The organism is Paenibacillus glycinis (genome assembly GCF_009909185.1).
Lineage (GTDB): Bacteria > Bacillota > Bacilli > Paenibacillales > Paenibacillaceae > Paenibacillus_Z > Paenibacillus_Z glycinis.
In genome coordinates, this window is sequence record NZ_JAAAMV010000019.1 from 24,065 (window position 1) to 41,528 (window position 17,464).

A 17,464-nucleotide genomic window follows, 5' to 3' on the forward strand; every position below is an offset into this window, starting at 1 on the left:
ATTTCGTCGTTCTTACAGTAGCCGCAGGGAACCGGATGCTCCGGTTTCCTGCGGCTTTTCTGTCGTTCGGAGGATGTCGCTGCCGTCACATCGGCAGCCTGTCCTTCATTCGCAGACCGCGGGAGCTCCTCTCCTGCGGTCTTTTTGTCGTTCGTATAACACGTGTTCGCATCCAAACCAATTCCAATTTCAATATAAAAGGGGTTATCCGATTTGAAATTCATGCCAAACGGCCATTCCGCAAGCCCAGATCTCGAGCAACAATCCGAACAACCAACCAATTTCGGCGAATGCCGGGATGCTGACAATATTAACGCCGGCAATGCCGCCGCAAGCGACCCGACGCTTCGGGCTTTGGGCTGGAGCTCGCAGTGGCAGCATCTGTTCGATGCGGCACCCAAACCGATCGGCGGACTCGTGCCTGCCCGCGTCACGGCACAGTTCACGAATCAATACCGCATCGGCGCGGGCGAAGGCGAGTTCTCCGCGGAAGTAAGCGGCAAATTCCAATTTCAGGCCGCCTCCCGCAGCGATTTCCCGGCCGTCGGGGACTGGGTCGTCGCGCAGCCGCTGCCCGGCGAGCGCCGCGCCGTCATTCACGGCGTCCTCCCGCGCCGCACCGCGATGATCCGCAGAGCGGCGGGCAGCGTGCCGGAGGAACAGGTGATCGGCACCAACATCGACATTTTGTTCATCGTCAACGCGCTTAACGGCGACTATAACGTCCGCAAAATCGAACGCTACCTCGTTGCCGCCTGGGAGAGCGGGTCCGCGCCGATCGTGCTGCTGACGAAAGCGGACTTGTGCGAGGACGTGCAGAGCCGGATCGCCGAGGTGGCGTCGGCTGCCCCCGGCGTACCGGTGCACGCGGTAAGCGCCATCGAGGATCAAGGCAGGCAGGCGCTGCTGCCTTATCTCCAACCGGGCCGCACCATCGCCGTCACCGGTTCGTCCGGCGCCGGCAAGTCGACGCTGCTCAATTGGTTGGCGGGCGAAGAGCGGCAAACGGTGCAAGGCGTCCGCGAGGACGACGCGCGGGGACGCCATACGACGACGCACCGCGAGTTGTTCCCGCTTCCCGGCGGCTTCATCATGATGGATACGCCCGGCATGCGGGAGCTGCAGCTGTGGGAATCGGAATCCGGCTGGCAGGAAGCTTTCGCCGAAATCGAAGCGCTCGCCGCTTCATGCCGCTTTCGCGACTGCCGGCATGAAGCGGAGCTCGGCTGCGCCGTCAAAAATGCGCTTCGCGACGGCACGCTCGACGAGCATCGCTACGCCAGCTACAAGAAGACCGGCCGCGAGCTCGCGCGCCAAGCGCGCAAAGAGAAGTCCGTGACGATGCGCGCCAAGAAAAGCGCGGATAAACGGCAAGGCGCGCGAACGAACGACGTTCGCAGATCGATGGAGCAAGATTGACCTCTAACAGGACGGCGCGTACGCCCCGATGATGAACATAAGCACGCTGCATGCAGCGTGCTTATATTCCGCTAGATCCTCATGCGCGGCTAGATCTTCATGCACGGCGAAAAAGCGTCCATATGCAAGGCTTATTCGCCGGGCAAATGGACGCTTTTTATGTGTGCGGCCGCCACTCGGGCTAGCCGTTTACTGCCTTAAGCTTGTCATTGCCGTTCTGCGCCTGCGGCTGGGATTGCTTCGCGGCATTCGTCTCGAAGCGTTTGCGCTCGGTTCTGTCGATCTGGACGACGCGGCCGTCATGAACGGTAATGAGAACCGAACCGTATTCAAGCCCGTTCACCTGCGTTGCAATGCGCTCTAACCATTCTTGATCCAACACGATTGGCTTCGCCATCATAAACCCCTCCTAGGTTGATATACTTTTCCGCCCGCAGCCCCGGCACCGACGTCGGCGACGACAAGTCAGATATGCACCGGAAGCGGATCGACCTTGAGCGGATTTTCGACCATAGTCGCCGATTCGTCCGAAATAACGTATAACCGGTGAATGAGCACGGATACTTCCTCGCCCGGCTGAAGCGGTACCTGATCCAACGAGCGGTGCGCGGAAACCCGGTTGGCCCCGATTTCCACGTCCAGCTCCAGATGCGCGCCGCGGAAGAAAACATGGCGGACCTTGCCTTTCTCCGCCGCGGACGGGAACGCGATTTCTTCCTGGCGCCCGACCTCGACGAATTCGGGACGAATGATCGCCTTCGCTCCCGCCAGGCTTGCGGCATTCTCGAACCCGCGCAAGCTATTAGGCTGCTCAACCACGCTGGAGTGGCCGATGAAGCCGGCGACGAAGGCCGTCCGCGGATCCGTGTAAATGTGGATCGGCGAGCCCTGCTGCTCCAATCTGCCCTGCTGCACGATGAGCATCTCGTCGGCCACCTCGACCGCCTCGTCCTGATCGTGCGTGACGAAGATCGACGTAATGCCGAGCTCCGCGATCAGGCTCTTCAGCCAAGTGCGCAGCTCCTTGCGGACCTTGGCGTCGATCGCCGCGAACGGCTCATCCAGCAGCAGCAGCTCCGGCTTCGGCGCCAGCGCCCTGGCAAATGCAACCCGCTGCCGCTGACCGCCGGAGAGCTGATGCGGATACCTGTGCTCGAAGCCCCGAAGGCCGGTGAGTTCGAGCAGCTCGTTCACGCGTTCCTTGATCTCCGCTTTCCTCGCCTTCCGGATCGTCAAGCCGAAGGCGATGTTGTCGAACACGTTCATATGCTTGAATAACGCATAGTTCTGGAAGACGAATCCGATGCCGCGGAGCTGCGGCTTTACGTCGTTGACGCGCTGGCCGTTAATGAAGATATCGCCGGAATCCGGCGTTTCCAGCCCGGCCAAAATCCGAAGCAGCGTCGATTTGCCGCCGCCGCTCGGTCCCAGCAGGCCGATCAGCTTGCCGCGCTCGATCGTGAAGCTCACGTCCCGTACGGCTTGATGGGTGCCGAACGCCTTGTTCACGTTCCTGACCTCGATGTGCATCCTCAGCTCTCCTCCTTCGGAAGTTGCCTGGCGGTTTTCCACTCGATGAAGCTCTTCACGATCAGCGTCACGACGGCCAACATGACCAGCAGCGATGCCACGGCGAACGATGCGGAGAAGGAATATTCGTTGTAGAGGATCTCGATATGCAGCGGCAGCGTGTTCGTCTCTCCGCGGATATGGCCGGATACGACGGATACGGCGCCGAATTCGCCCATCGCCCTCGCATTGCAAAGAATGACGCCGTACAGCAGCCCCCATTTGATGTTCGGCAGCGTAACGCGCCAGAAGATCTGCCAGCCCTTCGCGCCAAGGCTTGCGGCGGCTTCTTCTTCCTGCACGCCCTGCGCCTGCATGAGCGGGATCAGCTCCCGAGCCACGAACGGGAAGGTCACGAACGTGGTCGCCAGCACGATGCCCGGCAGCGCGAACATGATTTGAATATTATGATTGTCCAGCCACGGTCCCAGGAAGCCCTGCGCACCGAACAACAGAATGAACACGAGGCCCGCGATGACCGGCGATACGGCGAAAGGCAAATCGATGAGCGTAATGAGTACGTTTTTGCCCCGGAAGCGGAACTTGCTTATCGCCCAAGCCGCCGCGACGCCGAATACGGTATTCAGCGGGACGGCGATCAGCGCCGTGAGCAGCGTCAGCTTCAGCGCCGACAGGGCATCCGGGTCCCGGATCGCCGCGAAGTACACGTCCGCGCCTTTCTTGAACGCTTCGATGAAGATCGAGAGCAGCGGCAGCAAGACGACGCAGCCGAGGAAAAGCAGCGATACGGAAATCAGGATAATGCGCACGGCGAGCGACTCATTGATATGCTTCGGACGCGCCGTCTTCTCGGACAATTGGGTCGTAACCACGCCAGCCATGATGTTCCCCTCCTATGCCGCCGCAACGCGGCGATTGCTCCGCCATTGCAGGTAGTTGATGAGCAGCAGCAGCAGGAACGACACGATCAGCATGACCATGGCGATGGCCGTCGCTCCCCGGTAATCGAATTGCTCGAGCTTCGTCATGATAAGCAGCGGCGCGATCTCCGTCTTCATCGGCATGTTGCCGGAGATGAAGACCACGGAGCCGTACTCGCCGATTCCCCTTGCGAACGCGAGGGCGAAGCCCGTCAGGAGCGGCGGAATCAGCTCGGGCAGCACGACTCTGCGGAACGTTCGCCAGCGGAATGCGCCGAGCATGACCGCGGCTTCTTCCACCTCGTTGTCCAAATCCTGCAGCACCGGCTGCACGGTCCGGACGACGAACGGCAGTCCGATGAAGATCAGCGCGAGCGTAATGCCGAGCGGCGTGAACGCGACCTTGATGCCGAGCGGTTCAAGCAGCTTGCCGACCCAGCCGTTCGGCGCATAGATGGCCGTTAGCGCAATGCCCGCTACGGCGGTCGGAAGGGCGAACGGCATGTCGATCAGGCTGTCGACCAACCTTTTGCCCGGAAATTTGTAGCGTACGAGCACCCAGGCGATAATCAGGCCGAAGACGAGATTCACGAGCGCCGCGTAGAACGACGTCAGGAAGCTGATCTTATAGGAGGCCAATACCCGCGCGTTCGTGACGGTATCCCAGAACTGCCCCGGGGTCAGTCCGGAGGTTTTGACGAAGATTCCGATGAGCGGAATAATGACGATGATGCTTAAGTAAAAAACCGTAAAGCCAAGCGATAGGCCGAAGCCCGGCAGCACGCTGCGCGGCTTCGCCTTCTTCCGTGCGGAACTCGTCATGTGTAGAGTCAGCTCCTCGCTATCGCTTATGACCCCGGCGTATAGATTTGATCGAACACGCCGCCGTCATTGAAATGTTTCTTCTGCGCTTCCGCCCAGCCGCCGAAATCGTCGTTGATGTTCAGCATCGGGATATCCGGGAATTGATCCTTGTATTGCTCCGCCACCGAAGCCAGCTGCGGACGATAGAAGTTCTGCGCGATGACCTGCTGCGCCGGCTCCGTGTAGAGATAATCGAGGTAAGCTTCGGCTACTTCGCGCGTCCCGTTCTTATCGACGTTCTTGTCGACGACGGCAACCGGAGGCTCGGCGAGAATGCTCAGGGAAGGATACACGATTTCGAATTTGTTCGGTCCGAGCTCTTTCACCGACAACAGCGCCTCGTTCTCCCATGCCAGCAGAACGTCGCCGATGCCTTTCTCCACGAATGTCGTCGTCGAACCGCGAGCCCCGGTATCCAGCACCGGCACGTTTTTGAACAACGCCTTGACGAATTCCTGCGCTTTCGCTTCGTCGCCGTTATTCTGCTTCAGCGCATAGCCCCACGCCGCGAGGTAGTTCCAGCGCGCGCCGCCGCTCGTTTTCGGATTCGGCGTAATGACCTGCACGCCCGGCTTCACGAGATCGTTCCAGTCCTTAATGCCCTTCGGGTTGCCTTTGCGAACGAGAAATACGATCGTCGACGTGTACGGCGAGCTGTTATTATCGAATTTCTGCTGCCAATCGGCATTGATAATCCCCTTCGCCGAGATCGAATCGATATCGTAACCAAGCGCGAGCGTCACGACATCCGCTTTCAGACCGTCGATAACCGCGCGGGCTTGGGCGCCGGAGCCGCCGTGGGATTGCTTGATGGTAACCTCCTGGCCCTTCTCTTGCTTCCAATAATCGGAGAACAGCTTGTTGTAGGCTTCATATAGTTCGCGCGTCGGATCGTAGGATACGTTGAGCAGCTCGACCGGCTTCTTGGCTCCGCCGTCGTTGCCTGCCGCAGGCTCGGCCGCGTTGCCGTTCGTGCCTGCATTCGTATCCGTCTTGCCGGCGTTGCCGGACTGGTCCGCATTGCCGGATGTATTCGCCGCGTTGTTCGGGCCCGAATCCCATCCGCAGCCGGTCAAGGCGAACGCAAACGCGATAACGATCATTAGTGTTTTCAACGGTAAAACGTTTCTCTTTTTCATGTTGGACATGTAAAAGCACCCCTCGTTCTTCGTTTTACAGATAACTAATGTGTTTCTACGCCGGGGTTTCCGGTAGCAAAAACAATATTAATCCTACCTGTTTAGTTGGTTTATGGAGCAATAATAGCAATGGATAAGCTTCCTTGTCAATTCATTTTTTAAAAAAGATTATCAAGCCTATCAATTCTTCTTATAGGTAACTTGTAGGAAAGAAGAAGCATTCCGCGTGCCAGAATTGGTAATTCATAGTTGACAGGTGGGAATTATCGGTTTATGATGGGACCATCGAGCCGACCGGTACTCCGGAGGTCCCGAATGATCCGCTGCTTGCACGACCGTGCAGGCGGATTTTCGGGACCTCTTTTCTTATGCGCAGATCAAAAAAACCGGCGGATACATACCTATCAGGGGAGAGTTGTTTAATGAAGAAGAAGTTGTTTATCGTCCTCGCCATCATGACGCTGGTCCTGTCTTTATCCTCGACGAGCTTCGCCGCGGCGCCGAAGCCCGCCAAGAAGGACGTCACGCTGCTGAACGTGTCTTATGATCCGACGCGCGAGCTGTACGTGCAATTCGACAAAGCATTCGCTTCCTATTGGAAGACGAAAACCGGGCAGAAAGTCACGATCAAACAATCCCACGGCGGCTCAGGCGCGCAAGCCCGTTCGGTCATCGACGGCCTGGAAGCGGACGTCGTGACGTTGGCGCTCGCTTACGACATCGACGAGATCCAGCGCGCCGGACTGATCAACGCCGGTTGGCAGAGCCGCTTCGCGAAGAACAGCTCGCCGTATACCTCGACCATCGTGTTCCTGGTCCGCAAAGGCAATCCGAAGAAAATCAAGGACTGGAGCGATCTCGTCAAGAAGAACGTGTCCGTCATTACGCCGAACCCGAAAACAAGCGGCGGCGCGCGCTGGAACTTCCTCGCGGCGTGGGGATACGCGCTGAAACACAACGATCACAGCGAAGCCAAGGCGACCAGCTTCGTCAAGTCGCTGTACAAGAACGTGCCGGTGCTGGATTCCGGCGCCCGCGGCTCCACGACGACGTTCGTGGAACGCGGCATCGGCGACGTGCTGCTCGCTTGGGAGAACGAAGCCTATCTGGCGCTCAAGGAACATCCGAAAGACTTTGAAATCGTGACGCCGTCCTACAGCATCCTGGCCGAACCGCCGGTTGCCGTCGTGAACAAAAATGCCGACAAGCACGGCACGCGCGACGTCGCGAAAGCATACCTGGATTACCTCTACACGAACGAAGGGCAAAAAATCATCGCGCAAAACTTCTATCGTCCGACGAATCTGACCATTGCGGCCCAATACGCGAAGCAGTTCAAAAGTCTCGAATTGACGAACATCCGCAACTTCGGCGGCTGGGATAAGGCGCAGGCCAAATTCTTCAACGACGGCGGCGTTTTTGACAAAATTTACGCGCCTTAATCGGCAATCATGAACTAGGACCGCAGCGCCATCCGGCTTGCGGTCCTTTTATTTTATTCGACATTTTGGGATAATTATTTCCATATAAAAATTTATATCATTTTCAATTATTTAATATTTCTTTAAACCTGCCATCATAATTCGCTTGTTATAATACCCCTATACCAAATGAAAGGTGGAATTGCTAGAAAATGGTTTCTCTTCGCAAGAAAATGTCGCGGACGGCATTGGCCGCGTCGCTTCTCGCTGGTTTCTTGACGTCGTCTTATGTCGCCGTCCCGGTACATGCCCAGTCTTCGCTTGAAGTCGGCTCCATCACCGCGACCCCCGCGGGTGCCGTATCTGCCAACGGAGACCGGGCTTTCGTCATTCAACAACCATCGCTGGTTACGGACGGCGGGGTGAAAGCAAGCGTAGTCGTCGCGCCCACTTCCGTGGACCATGCAGGTGAAGAAACCGTCATTTTCGAGTTATTCAACGAATCGACGCCGGTCGGCATCGCTGCCGTGACCAAGAATATCACGGGCAGCGAAACGCTGACCGCTCATTTCAATACGACCGGCAGCGGACTTTCGGTCAAAGTGTTCGTCGTGGATTCGTACAGCGGCAAGCTGACGGAGGTCGGCACGAATCTCGCCGATCCCATTACGATCGACGGCACGACCCTGAAACTCCGCATCATGGAAACGACGGACGTGCACACCAACTTCATGAATTACGACTACTACAAGGACGCTTCGGCGGATACGGTCGGTCTCGTCAAGACCGCGACCTTGGTGAAGCAGGCGCGCGCGGAGCAACCGAACTCGCTTCTCGTCGACAACGGAGATTTGCTTCAAGGCACCCCGCTTGGCACCTATATGGCCAAAGTCAAGCCTCTCGCGGACGGTCAGGTCCATCCTGCTTACAAAGCGATGAATCTGATGGGCTACGACATCGCGACCTTCGGCAATCATGAATTCAATTACGGCCTTGATTATTTGGACGAAGCCAGAGATGACGCGAGCTTCCCTTACGTCAACGCGAACATCTACAAGGACGACCACGACGCGGATCCTAATAACGACGTTAATAATTACACCCCTTATAAGATCTTGAACAAGACGTTCAAGGACGAGAACGGCAAGGAACAAACCGTTAAGGTCGGCTTCCTCGGTCTCGTCGCGCCGCAAATCATGGATTGGGACAAAGACAATCTGAGCGGCAAGGTAATTACGAAGGACATCGTCGCGACAGCCGAGAAATTCGTTCCCCAAATGCGGGCCGAAGGGGCGGATATCGTCGTCGCGCTGACGCATTCCGGCTTCAACGGATCCGCGGTGGGCGGAGCCGGCTACGAAGACGCGGTATACCCGCTCAGCAAAGTGCCGGGCATCGATGCCATCACGTTCTCGCATACGCACAAGGTTTTCCCCGCTCCTAGCGTCAGCGCTCTGGATTCGCTGTTCAAGGACGCGCAGGGCAACCCGCTTCCGGGGATCGACAACGCGAAAGGCACGATCAACGGCGTCGCAGCCGTCCAAGCCGGCTTCGGCGGAGCGAACCTCGGCATCATCGACTTGACACTGAATAAAACGAACGGCAAATGGCAAGTCGCGAACTCGCAATCCTCGAATAAATACATCTACGATACCGTGAACAAAAAACCGCTCGTCGATGCGGATCCGGCCATCGTTAGCGCGATCAAGGACGAACATGAAGCGACCAAAGCCTATGTCAACCAAGCCATCGGCCAGACGACTGCGCCGATCTACAGCTACTTCGCGCTCGTTCAGGACGACCCTTCCGTCCAAATCGTGACGCAAGCTCAAAAATGGTTCGTAGAGAAGACCTTGGCATCGACCGATTCGCCGGACAAGGATCTTCCGATTCTCTCCGTCGGCGCACCGTTCAAGGCCGGCCGCAACGGCCCGACCGAGTATACGGATATCAAGGCGGGCGATCTTGCGATCAAGAGCGCGAGCGACCTGTATCTGTACGACAATACGCTGAAGGCGATCAAAGTGAAAGGCTCGGTCGTCAAGGAATGGCTGGAGATGTCCGCGGGCATCTTCAATCAGATCGATCCAAGCAAAAGCGACGAGCAGCCGCTGCTTAATTCATCGTTCCCGGTCTTCAACTTCGACGTCATCGATGGCGTGACCTACCAGGTCGACGTGACGAAACCGGCGAAGTACAAACCGGACGGCACGGTGAACGACGCCGCATCCAGCCGGATCGTCAACCTGAAGTACGACGGCAACCCGATCGACCCGAATCAAGAATTCATCGTGGTCAGCAACAACTATCGCGCGAACGGCGGCGGCAACTTCCCCGGCGTCAAAGGCTCTCCGCTCGTCGTCGACTCGGCCAACGAGAACCGTCAAGTGTTGATGGACTATATCACGGAACAGAAAACGATCAACCCGTCCGCGGACGGCAACTGGTCGATCGCCCCGATCCAGGGCGACGTCAACGTCACTTTCACGACTTCCCCTGCCGCGGAAGCGTACCTGACCGATAACCCGAATATTACGTCGCTGGACAAGCTCGACGACAAAGGCTTCGGTGTCTTCAAGCTCAATTTACAAGGAAATGCTCCCGAACCAGGCGAGAATGTCAAGGTCCAGTTGCTCGGCATCAACGACTTTCACGGACAACTAGACTACTCGACGACGGCCGGCGGCAACGTCCTGGGCGGCGCCGCTTACCTGGCGACTTACCTCAAGCAATTCGAAGCGACGAATCCGAACACGCTGCTCGTGCATAACGGCGACGCAGTCGGCGCCAGCTCCCCGGTCTCGGCGCTGGATCGCGACAAGCCGACGCTCGATATGCTCGATCTGCTCGGCTTCGACGTCGCCACGCTCGGCAATCACGAGTTCGACCAAGGCGTGCCGGCGCTGATGGCGCAGTTGAACGGCGGCAAGGATCCGATCAATCCGAACGTGACCTTCAACAAGACGACGATGGATTACGTCAATGCGAACGTTATCGACAAAGAATCGGGCAAGCCCATTATCGCACCATACGTTATCGAAGAAATCGGCGGCGAGAAAATCGGCTTCATCGGCGTCGTCACGATGCTGACGCCAAGCAAAGTCTCGCCAGCGGCGCTGGCGCCGGTCAATATCGTGGACCAGGCACCTGTCGTTAACTCGGCGGTTGCGGAATTGAAAGAGAGAGGCGTCAAAGCAATCGTCGTGCTGGCGCATGATCCCGCATCCCAAAGCGGCGATACGATTACCGGCGAAGCCGCCGATCTCGCCAATGCGGTGGACGATGAAGTCGACGTCATCTTCGCCGGCGACAATCATGCCAAGGTCAACGGAACGGTGGACAATAAGCTGATTTTCCAAGCCTATTCGTACGGAACGGCGTTCGCGGACGTCGATCTGGAGATCGATCCGAAGACGCATGACATCGTGAAGAAAGCAGCGACGATCGTCGACGTCAAGCAGGCAGACGTAACGCCGGATGCGGAAGTGGCCAAAATCGTCTCCGATTCGCTGGAACGCCATCCCGAGCTGCTTGAGCCGGTCGGCACGACCGACGACATCATCTCGAAGGCGAACGCGTATACCCAAGAAAACGCGCTCGGCAGCCTGATCGCCGACGCGATGAAGGACGCCATGCAATCCGACTTCTCGTTCATGAATCCGGGCGGCATCCGCGCCGATCTGCCGAAGGGCAGCATCGTCTATTCCGATCTGTTCCGCATCCAGCCGTTCGGCAACCAGCTCGTGAAGATGACGCTCACCGGCGCGCAAATCAAAACGCTGCTGCAGCAGCAATGGGGCGCTTCCGCATCCGACACCAAGACGCTGCAAATCTCCGGGTTGAAGTACACGGCCGATTTCAGCAAGCCGATCGCGGAACGGGTCGTTTCCTTGACGAAAGAAGACGGCACGCCGATCGTCGATACGGATTCGTATACGGCGGTCGTCAATAACTTCATGGCCGCAGGCGGCGACAACTACACGGTGCTGACGCAAGGACTCAATCCGACCGCCGGAAGCACCGATATCGAAGCTTTCTACCAATACGTGTTGAAGACGTTCAATCACGGTAAGATCACGGCGAGCCTGAAAGGCCGCATCACGAACACCAACACGCAAACCCCTTAATCCCATGCCGAAAGGCGGCCCCGGATCTCATTCTCCAAGTCGAAATCCGGGACGCCTAATCGAAAGGAGCATCATCGTTGAAGAGAAAAGCTGTCCTTCTTGCGGCGCTGGCCATGGCGCTCGCGGCTCCTGCCGCGATTCCCTCCGCCGCCTATGCCGCCGAAACGGCGATAACCGCCGAGCCCGGCACGGCCATTAACGCCGTCGCCGATGTCCAAGCCGGCGGCACGGTCACGATCAGCGGCACGACGAACGCCTCCGAAGTCATTATCAAAGTCATTCAGCCGGACGGCACGATCCTGTTCTTCGATACCGTCAAAGCAAGCGGCGGCCTATTCACCGACGCGTTCAAGCTCCCTTCGACCGCATCGACCGGAACGTATCAGATTGTCGCCGGACAAGGCACCGACGTTGACAACCGGACGTTCACCGTAACTGGCAGTACCTATTATCCGCCTCCAGTCAACCCCGGCAACCCGGTCACGCCGACGGACCCGGCCGTCGTACAAATCAAGTTCGGGCTCTCCGACGTATCCTCGCCGGCGAACGGCTTCGCGACGGTGGACGCGAGCAAATCGACTGCGGCCGCTATGCAAATCTTGATCCCGGCCGCAGTCGGAAAATCGATCGGCGACAACGGTTTGCGCATCGTGCTTCCCGGAGGCGCGGTTGCGCTTCCGAAGGAAGTGCTGAAGGCCTTGGCCGAGCTGGGCGGCACCGACGCCGACGCCAGCATCGCGTTGAACGTGCGCGCGCTGAGCGCCGCCGAGACGGCTTCCGCGATATCCGGCGCCGCCGGCGAAGGATTGACGCCGCAAGGCCAAGTCTACGAAATTTCGCTGAGCGTCATCTTGACAAACGGCTCGGCGAAAAAGCTCGATGCTTTCGCCAAACCCGTGCAACTGCAGCTGAAGCTCTCGACCGGCGCGGATGCCCGACTAGCGGGGATCTACTACGTCTCGGATAGCGGCACGATCGAATACGTCGGCGCCACGGTCAAGGATGGCGCCGTCACCGCGGATATCACGCATTTCAGCGCCTACGGCGTATTCGCCTACTCCAAAACGTATACGGACGTTCCATCCTCGTATTGGGCGGCGGGCGTCATCCGGGAGCTGACGGCCAAGCACATCGTCGAAGGCATATCCGACGATCGATTCGGCCCGAAAGCCAACATCACCCGTGCCGAATTCGTCGCGATGCTGGTGCGGGCCCTCGGCTTAAAGGCGACCGCAGCTGCGCCGTTTACCGACATTCCGGCCGGAAGCTGGTTCGCCGAGACGACGGCCGCCGCCTACGAGAACGGCATCGCGTCCGGTACGGGCAACGGCAAGTTCGAGCCGAACAAAGCCATCACGCGGGAAGAAATGGCGATCATGATCGTCAACGTCTACGCGAAACGCGGCGGAGCCGGCCCCGTCGGCACCGCGGCCGACCTTGGTTCTTTCAAGGATGCCGCCGCGGTCAGCAGCTGGGCAAAGGAAGCCGTTCAAACCGCGATTCACGCCGGGCTGATGACCGGCAGCGACAGCCGTTTCGCGCCGCGCGAGAAGGCCATTCGCGCCGAAGCGGCCAAAGTGCTGTACAACCTGTTGTTCGGCGCATGAGGCGCTCGAGTCCTAGTGAGTTCGAATCCTAATGAGTTCGGACCCTAATGAGTTCGGACCCTAATGAGTTCGGACCCTAATGAGTTCGGACCCTAAAGAAAAGCCTGCCGTTCGTTTTGAACGGCAGGCTCTTCTTGTCTATGTTCTTGCAACATCCTCGCGCTTAGCGTCCGCGCTTATTTTGGCCCGTCACATGCACCAGCTGCACGTAAGGCCGAACGCGATCCATCAGCCGCTGGCCTTTATGCAGATCGTCGCCGTCCTTGTTCGTGAAGCTGAAATGCTGCTCGATGTCGTCCAAGCCGTAGTTCGACGTGTAGAAGGTCGGCTTGCGGTTCATCCGGTAATTCAAGATCGACCCGAGCACGTGGTCGCGCACCCAAGGGTTCAGGTTCTCCGCGCCGATGTCGTCGAAGATCAACAGATCCGTATCTTTCAGCAGGTCCACCGTTTCCTTCAGCTTCCCCTGCTCGAACATCAACGACTTCATATCCTCGACGAATTCCGGCATATAGACGATTGCGCCCGTAAATCCGGCCTTGGCCAGCTCGTGCAGCATGTAGCACATCAGAAACGTCTTCCCCGTTCCGAAGGAACCCGTCAGATAAAGCCCTTCCGACTGCAGCCCTTCTTCCTTCGTCCGGTTGATATAACCGATGACTTGGCCGACCGCCTTCATCCGTTCGATGTCCTTCGAGACGATCTCGTCCGCGGAATAGCCTTGCGACAGCGCCCGGTCATCGATATAGAAACTGCGGATGCGGCTGCGGATCCGGTTCTCGCTTTGTCTCGCGATCAGCTTCTTGCAGGCGACCTTGCGGTCGTTCAGCTGCACGACGCCGCCGACCGTTTCGCAGCTCAGTTCCGTATAATGGCCTTCGAAATCATTGGGGCATTGGTCGAGTCCCGTGCAATTCGTGCAGTTTCGGTATTCCTTCGTGCATTGATAGATCCGATTCAAGTTCAACTTGATCGTCGCGTCGTCGAGCTCCGGGTATTTGTTGCGAAGCATCCCCACGAGCGGGTCCTCCAGCAGATCGGCCATCAGCTTGTCCGCCTGCTGCTTCATGTTCCTGCCGCCCGGCATCGCCTTCAGCAGGTCACCCAGCGACTCCATCGCCATCGTTGCTTCACCTCGTTTTTACGTCGATTTTCCGTCCAGCTTCCGCGCCATGCGGCGGATTTCTTCCATTTCCTCCGCCGTGAGCGGGGCTCCGCTCTGTGCCTCCGGCATGATCGGAATCAGCGGCTTGCGTCTGCCCTTCGCCGCCGAAGCACCCGCGCCTCCGTTCCTTCTAGGAGCCGCAGACGCCGCGCCGCCGCTTTCCCGGCGGCGCTCCTTGTCCTCTTCCAGTTTCACCTGTTCCCTGACGTAGCCGACGGCCCGTTCAAAGGAATCGACGCCCTTTACGAGCATATTGGACGCCACGGCGTCGATATACGTCTTCGTGACGCGCTGCGAATCGTTCAACCCGAGCACGTAATGAATCAGCACGTTGATGACGGCTCCCTGCAGCCGATAATTATGGTCGATGACTTCGAATACCCGAATGAGCCATTCCGGCACCGCGCCGGGAAAGAAACGCGCGATGAACCGGGTATGCGGCTCGTTGCGCATCAACATATTATACTGATGAATGTCGCAGCGCCCGGCCAGCTGCGCGGGCACGTCCATATAAAATTCGGCTTGCACGGCCACTTCTTCCGGCATATCGTCGATGCCTGCGTCGTTCCGGCCGCTCTCGGCCTTGACGGCTTCCATCCGCCCGTAGATCCGTTGGCGCTCGTCCTTCCGCTTGCGGTCCTGGCGGTACAGCTGGTTGCCGCGCAGCTGCAGCTCGTCCAGCAGCAGCTCGCCGCCAGCCGAAAACACGTCGTCCTCGTCCAACAGCCGACATAGGTCCACGACGGTCAAGCTGTATTTGTACGCGACATAATTCAGCTGCGCGATTGCTTCGTCATTGCCCCGCAGCCGTTCGACAAAAGCCCGGTTGCCGGAGTTGCGGGGGAAGCGCATGATGATTTCCCCGTACTGAATGCCCGCGGTCTCCGTCTGCGCCGGCTTCGGCGTAGGCTGCCTGGCCGGCGCGACCTCCGTCAGCGCCTGTTCGAGCTCGGGATCGAAGCCCTGCGTGTTCAGGCGGAACAGCTCGTAGAACGGCACCGAGATGTTCTCGCGCGCCAGCTCAGCGCCAGCCAGCTCGTCCGCTTCCTTCGCGTAGAACGATTCCCGCAAAGCGATCACCGAGTGCTTGCCCACTTTGTCCCGGAGCAGCAGCGCCAGATGCGGACTGCCGAAAAATTCATCCGGCGCTAGCGGTTTGACGACTTCGTATTCGTACACGACATCGTCATTGTCGGGCACGCCCAGACGCGTCACCTGAAGCAAGCCTACCGCCTCCAGCCGCGACGCTTGGTTTACCAGCTCCTGCCGGCCGCGTTCGTTCATCTCGAGGCCGAGCCCGAGCAGGAGCTTGCGCTGCGGCTCCAGCTCCGAATAGCCTACCCGGTCGTCCGCGACCTGTTGATACAGCAAATGATAGAGACCGGCCGCAAAGGCGCCGATCATGGATTGATAAATGAGGCCGAGCATTTTGCGATCCACGGCGCTAAGCGAAAAATCGCGAAAGGCGTAGTAGCGGTGATGCTCAGTGAATTGGTGCAAGCTGCCGATCCGCATCTCGTTCTCGACTCCATCCGCCTTGTATTCTTGTTACTAGTTTAACATAAAAGAGAAGCGCTTTTCAGGACGCAAAAAAAAGAAAATTCCCCCTCCCGAAGGAATTTTCCCGCTAAACAAAGCATTTCGCCTCGCGTTCCCGTCCTCTGAAACGCAGAAAAGAGCCTTCATCCCCAGATGCATCTCCCGTTCTCCAAGCGCGCCATCAGGCGCCGTAAGGGCATACTTGGCTATCCGCAGGAGATAACGAATTCGCGTCGCGATCGGCTCCATCGCGTCTCGCGGGAGCAAGCTTGCCGATCCGCGGGACATGACAATATTCGTCGCAATCGGGACTATCGCCTCCGATAGTCCGTTAGCGGCATTGATAGACCAAGACGAAAAAGGCCACCGCGCATCGTCTCGGCCGCCTTGCGTCAATAGCCCTAACCGGGCGAACGGCATGAGTTTGCCGCATAAAGCCGTTCGAACCTTGCGTCCCGCGCTTTCGTGTCGGAAGTCGTTCCGCAATTCTAGAACATTTTGTACCCGCCGCGCCGCAGCAGCCGGATCGTCGTCCCGCTGATGTACGCGCCGATCAGCGCGCCGATGCCGGGCAAAATATCCACGAACGTGAAGGACGTGAAATTGCCGGAAAACGTCTTGGAGTTGTCCCATGTCTGCCAGATGAATACCGGAACCAGCACGATAATGAATAAGTAAATCGGAAAAAAGGTCGTTTTGAGCAGCATGTTCAAAATGAACCCGATCCCGAACATCATGACGAAAAACAACACCGTCGCAATAATGAGCTGCAAAATAGTGACGTCTGAATTCATACGGAAATCTCTTCCCCTTTCGCTACAATTAGTGTATTAGATGGCCGATAGGAAGTCAATTTGTAATGCGATGTTGTCACAAGTCCGTCATTTGCTCTCCTTCGCACCGTTACGATACAATGTAAGCGACATGAAAATGCGGGCAATCGTCGCATAAGTTAAGGAGAGATGACCATGAGTGAAGCAGCACAAACGCTGGAAGGCTGGTACGCGCTGCACGATTTCCGTACCATCGACTGGATGGCATGGACGGCGGCCGAAGAAGCAGAACGCAATATGGCGCTCGATGACCTCCATTCGTTCCTGAAAGAATGGCAGTCCGTTGAAGATAACAAGCAGGGCAGCACCGCTTTCTATTCCATCGTCGGCCAGAAAGCCGATTTCGTCATGATGCATCTGCGCGAGACGCTCGACGAGCTGAATGCCCTCGAGACGGCGTTCAATAAGTCCGCGTTCGCCCAATTCACGATTCCGGCCCATTCGTACGTGAGCGTGGTCGAACTGAGCAACTACATGGCGCAGCCAGGCGCCGATCCGATGCAAAATCCGGACATTCTCGCGCGCTTGAAGCCGATCCTGCCGAAATGGAATCACATCTGCTTCTACCCGATGAATAAACGCCGCTCCGGCAGCGACAACTGGTATATGCTGTCGATGGACGAGCGCAAGACGATGATGCGCAGCCACGGCATGATCGGACGCACGTACGCGGGCAAGGTCAAGCAGATCATTACGGGCTCCGTCGGTTTCGACAACTGGGAGTGGGGCGTCACGCTCTTCGCGGACGACGCGCTGCAATTCAAGAAGCTGGTCTATGAAATGCGTTTCGACGAAGTCAGCGCGCGCTTCGGCGATTTCGGCGACTTCTACGTCGGCAACCGTCTGACGGAAGAGAAGCTGGCCGAGCTGTTCAGCCTTTGATCTGACCAAACGAAAAAA

13 protein-coding genes are annotated in these 17,464 nt (G+C 57.9%); 5 read left to right on the forward strand and 8 right to left on the reverse strand.

The genetic code is table 11. From position 1 onward, the window contains the following. Positions 1-213: 213 nt before the first annotated feature. The gene (rsgA, locus tag GT019_RS20075; RefSeq protein ID WP_235948751.1) at positions 214-1,419 is read left to right on the forward strand and encodes a ribosome small subunit-dependent GTPase A; all 1,206 of its coding nucleotides are present in this window, start codon (positions 214-216) and stop codon (positions 1,417-1,419) included. A gap of 181 nt (positions 1,420-1,600) precedes the next feature. On the opposite strand, the gene GT019_RS20080 is transcribed toward rsgA, so the two are convergent. The 5 genes from GT019_RS20080 to GT019_RS20100 form a co-directional block, all read right to left on the reverse strand. Next, positions 1,601-1,816, reverse strand: a complete 216-nt coding sequence (locus GT019_RS20080) for a YezD family protein (RefSeq protein WP_161744985.1) — start codon at positions 1,814-1,816, stop codon at positions 1,601-1,603. 68 nt (positions 1,817-1,884) lie between these two features. Continuing rightward, complete coding sequence (locus tag GT019_RS20085; RefSeq protein WP_161744986.1) at positions 1,885-2,949, reverse strand: ABC transporter ATP-binding protein; 1,065 nt, start codon at positions 2,947-2,949, stop codon at positions 1,885-1,887. A 2-nt stretch (positions 2,950-2,951) separates the two neighbouring features. Beyond that, positions 2,952-3,830: a sulfate ABC transporter permease subunit CysW gene (cysW, locus tag GT019_RS20090; protein ID WP_161744987.1), complete on the reverse strand. Its 879-nt coding sequence runs from the start codon at positions 3,828-3,830 to the stop codon at positions 2,952-2,954. Positions 3,831-3,842: 12 nt separating this feature from the next. Next, complete coding sequence (gene cysT / locus GT019_RS20095) at positions 3,843-4,691, reverse strand: sulfate ABC transporter permease subunit CysT (protein WP_161744988.1); 849 nt, start codon at positions 4,689-4,691, stop codon at positions 3,843-3,845. 26 nt (positions 4,692-4,717) lie between these two features. Beyond that, a complete protein-coding gene (locus tag GT019_RS20100; RefSeq protein ID WP_407945093.1) occupies positions 4,718-5,881 on the reverse strand; it encodes a sulfate ABC transporter substrate-binding protein in 1,164 nt (387 codons plus the stop codon). 413 nt (positions 5,882-6,294) lie between these two features. Between GT019_RS20100 and GT019_RS20105 the strand changes: the two genes are divergently transcribed. The 3 genes from GT019_RS20105 to GT019_RS20115 all read left to right on the forward strand — a co-directional run bounded on the left by GT019_RS20105 (position 6,295) and on the right by GT019_RS20115 (position 13,027). Further along, on the forward strand, positions 6,295-7,314 hold the full coding sequence (locus tag GT019_RS20105; protein ID WP_161744989.1) for a sulfate ABC transporter substrate-binding protein: 1,020 nt from the start codon (positions 6,295-6,297) through the stop codon (positions 7,312-7,314). 191 nt (positions 7,315-7,505) lie between these two features. Next, on the forward strand, positions 7,506-11,420 hold the full coding sequence (locus tag GT019_RS20110; RefSeq protein WP_235948757.1) for a bifunctional 2',3'-cyclic-nucleotide 2'-phosphodiesterase/3'-nucleotidase: 3,915 nt from the start codon (positions 7,506-7,508) through the stop codon (positions 11,418-11,420). A 77-nt stretch (positions 11,421-11,497) separates the two neighbouring features. Continuing rightward, positions 11,498-13,027, forward strand: a complete 1,530-nt coding sequence (locus GT019_RS20115) for an S-layer homology domain-containing protein (RefSeq protein ID WP_161744990.1) — start codon at positions 11,498-11,500, stop codon at positions 13,025-13,027. A 163-nt stretch (positions 13,028-13,190) separates the two neighbouring features. On the opposite strand, the gene dnaI is transcribed toward GT019_RS20115, so the two are convergent. From dnaI to GT019_RS20130, 3 genes are all read right to left on the reverse strand, one after another. After that, the gene (gene dnaI / locus GT019_RS20120) at positions 13,191-14,144 is read right to left on the reverse strand and encodes a primosomal protein DnaI (RefSeq protein ID WP_161745058.1); all 954 of its coding nucleotides are present in this window, start codon (positions 14,142-14,144) and stop codon (positions 13,191-13,193) included. Between the two features lie 24 nt (positions 14,145-14,168). Continuing rightward, complete coding sequence (locus tag GT019_RS20125) at positions 14,169-15,707, reverse strand: replication initiation and membrane attachment family protein (protein ID WP_161744991.1); 1,539 nt, start codon at positions 15,705-15,707, stop codon at positions 14,169-14,171. Between the two features lie 512 nt (positions 15,708-16,219). After that, positions 16,220-16,525, reverse strand: a complete 306-nt coding sequence (locus GT019_RS20130) for a YuiB family protein (protein ID WP_161744992.1) — start codon at positions 16,523-16,525, stop codon at positions 16,220-16,222. Between the two features lie 174 nt (positions 16,526-16,699). On the opposite strand from GT019_RS20130, the gene hemQ reads away from it, so the two are divergent. Continuing rightward, complete coding sequence (gene hemQ / locus GT019_RS20135) at positions 16,700-17,446, forward strand: hydrogen peroxide-dependent heme synthase (RefSeq protein WP_161744993.1); 747 nt, start codon at positions 16,700-16,702, stop codon at positions 17,444-17,446. Positions 17,447-17,464: the final 18 nt, after the last annotated feature.